This is a genomic window from Streptomyces alkaliphilus, from assembly GCF_014141535.1.
GTDB classification, from domain to species: Bacteria; Actinomycetota; Actinomycetes; order Streptomycetales; family Streptomycetaceae; genus Streptomyces; species Streptomyces alkaliphilus.
Map to the genome: position 1 here is coordinate 1 of NZ_VKHT01001303.1, position 1,143 is coordinate 1,143.

Consider the following 1,143-nt stretch of genomic DNA (forward strand, 5'->3'; position numbering starts at 1 on the left):
GGGCACGGCGGCCCCGTCGCCAATGGGCCCTCCGGTGGGATCGGGGGCCGGGGGATCAGCGACCGAGCGCGGTGGCGATGAACACCACGGCGAACATCAGGATCAGGGCGGCGCTGACGATGCGCGCGCGGGTCTTCGCGTCCACGCCCCCACGGTAGCCGGACCGGGCACCGGCCGGCGCGGCGGGGTCGCGCCCCCGGGGTCTCCGCTCCGGAGGGGGCCTTACCGGTGTGGATGACGGCTCTCCCCGGCACGGCGCCGCGCCCCCGGACGGCGGGGCAGGGGACCCCGACGGGCACGGGACTCACCGGAGGGAGCGGGAAGAGCGGGAGAGCCGGCGATGGGAACGGACCGGGCCCCGATGGATCAGCCCCCCGCGTTCGTCGCCTCCACGGCACGTCCCGTGCCCAGCTCCCGGGCCAGCAGCGGGGTGTAACGCGGCCCGGCTCCCGGTGCGGCGCCCGACGGCAGCTCGCTGCGGATCAGTACGAGACGGTCGACGAGCCATGCCTCCCCGATGACGTCCCCCGGGACCCCGGCGAGGACCGCCATCGCACGCCCCGCTCCCCCACGGGACCTGGCGAGGGTCAGGTGGGGACGGAAGGGCACGGTCTCCCTGTGCGGTGCCCCGGCACGGGCCCCGGCCGCACGACACGCCTCGGCCAACCGCACCACCGGGCGATCGCGGCCGGTCGCGGCTTCCCGCGGAGGCCGACCGGCTCCGGCGAGCGGAGGGCCCCCCGGCTCGGAGGAGACCACCTCCTTCCCTCCGTCGCCGGCCGGCGGGAGGGGGTCGAGCCGGGGCCGGGCGTCGGCGACCCCCAACCACAGCGCCCTGTCACCGAACCGTCCCCCGGAGGTGAGCCTCAGGTGGAAGGGCGCGCTCCTGCGGGCGGCCCGGCCGAGCCGCTCGCCCAGGTCCGGAAGGATCCCGTCCGGGCACTCGCCGTGGAAGGCGAGGGTGATGTGCCATCCGGCGGGGTCGGTCCAGCGCACTCTCCCGGCCTCCGGCAGATCGCGCAGTTCCCGGGTGATCTCCGCGACCCGGCGCAGGACGGCCTCGGGCGGGAGCAGGGCGGAGAAGAGGCGCATGACCGCAGTCTCCCCGACCCCGCCCCCTCGCGCGCCCGGCCGAAACGGAAT

General features: G+C 77.1%; 1 protein-coding gene. It reads right to left on the reverse strand.

Features of this window, described 5'->3' with window-relative positions:
• Positions 1 to 366: 366 nt before the first annotated feature.
• Positions 367 to 1,092 (reverse strand): 2'-5' RNA ligase family protein, encoded by a 726-nt coding sequence (locus FNQ90_RS24120; protein ID WP_182608281.1) that lies wholly within the window; start codon positions 1,090 to 1,092, stop codon positions 367 to 369.
• Positions 1,093 to 1,143 lie beyond the last annotated feature (51 nt).

What these genes read in the sequence shown, in the direction of transcription:
- FNQ90_RS24120 (WP_182608281.1), bottom strand. Translation starts at nt 1,092, where the DNA reads ATGCGCCTCTTCTCCGCCCTGCTCCCGCCCGAGGCCGTCCTGCGCCGG.